The following is a 1,566-nucleotide window of genomic DNA, read 5'->3' as shown; positions in this document are numbered from 1 at the left end:
GCCGCCCGCGTTGATCTGGTCCTTCTTGCGGTCCACCAGGTAGAACCAGCCCGCGGCGTCCATGTAGCCGACGTCGCCGGTGTGCACCACGCCGCCGGGCAGGGCGTGCGCGGTCTCCTCGAGCTTGTTCCAGTATCCCGGCACCACCTGCGGGCCGGAGATCACCAGCTCGCCCTCCTCGCCGGGCGGTAGGTCCGCGCCGTCCTCGCCGATGATCCGCACGTCCGTGCTGTAGACGGGCACGCCGACCGAGAGCGCACCGGATAGCTCGTCGACCGGCGACTCGGCGTGGAACGGCTGGGCGTGCGTGGCCGAAGAGGTCTCGGTGAGCCCGTAGACGTTGTGGATCCGCTGCCCGAATTGCTGCTCGAACGCCTGCACCGTGCTCGGCGGGATCGGCGCGCCACCGGAGTAGATCTTGCGCAGGCTGGTGAAGTCGTCCTTGCTCGCGCCCGGAGCGTTCATCAGGGCGATGAACACGGTGATCGCCCCGACGGTGAACGTCGGCCGGTGCTCGCGGATCGCGTCGACCGCGGCGGTGGCCTCGAACCGGTGGGTCAGCACCAGCGGTGCCGGCGTCAGCAGCGCCAGCGCCAGGTGCCCGACCATCCCGGTGATGTGGAACATCGGCGCCACACCGAGGATCACGTCGTCGGCGCCGACACCGATCCAGTCCCGCCACACCCGAGCGTCGAACACGATGTTGCCGTGGGGGTTCATCGCGCCCTTCGGCGGGCCGGTGGTCCCGGAGGTGTAGGTGAGCACGGCGACGTCGTCCGGGCCGGGCGAGACCCGCGGCGGGCGCCGGCCGCGGTGCGCGGCGATCAGCCCGGCCATGTCCTCGGTGCCGGTGGGCACGGTCTCGATCGGGTCCGGTAGTGCTCGCGGGTCGCTGCGGGTCTGGTACTCGTGCTCGGAGGTGGTGATCGTCAGCTCCACCGGGCTGTCCGGCAGCACCGCGGCACCCACCGATTCGTACAGCCCGCGCAGCGCCACCAGGACGCGCGCTCCGGAGTCGGCCAGCAGCAGCGCCAGCTCGCGGTGCCGGTTCATCGGGTTGATCGAGACCGCGATGCAGCCGGCCTTCCAGGCGCCGACCATCGCGATGCCGAACTGCGGCACGTTCTGCAGGTCGAGCGCGACCCGATCGCCGGGCGAGCAGCCGCGCTCCAGCAGCGCGCAGGCGAAGGCGTCGGTGAGTTCGTCGAACTCGCGGACGGTGAGCGTCCCGTCGAAGTAGTGGATCAGCGGGAGGTCCGGGTGGCGGCGCACGGAGTCCTGGAACATCTCCAGCGCGTTCGGGAACTCGGCGGCGACGTCGTGCGGCTGCCCGGCGTCGTAGCGGGCCAGCCACGGGCGTTCGTCGTAGGTGCTCATTGCCACACGGTTGGCCTCGTCCGCGGTGAAGTCAAGACTCGGCCAGCAGCTCCCGCAGCAGCGCTCCCACCTGATCGTTCTCGGTGAGGAACCCGTCGTGCCCGGCCGCCGAGCGCACCACCCGCGCGGGGCCGCAGCCCGGCAGGCCGTCGGCCAGGTCGCGCTGCTGGGCGAGCGGGAACAACCGGT

The 1,566-nt window shown here is 71.4% G+C and carries 1 protein-coding gene; it reads right to left on the bottom strand.

From position 1 onward, the window contains the following. Positions 1 to 1,377, bottom strand: a 1,377-nt coding sequence (locus IJH84_RS19545; RefSeq protein WP_295147198.1) for a class I adenylate-forming enzyme family protein, incomplete at its 3' end; no start/stop codon positions are given. Between the last annotated feature and the right edge of the window lie 189 nt (positions 1,378 to 1,566).

Origin of the sequence: Saccharopolyspora sp., from assembly GCF_017434145.1 — a bacterium.
GTDB classification, from domain to species: domain Bacteria; phylum Actinomycetota; class Actinomycetes; order Mycobacteriales; family Pseudonocardiaceae; genus Saccharopolyspora_C; species Saccharopolyspora_C galaxeae.
This window is presented reverse-complemented; position numbering and strand designations above follow the sequence as displayed.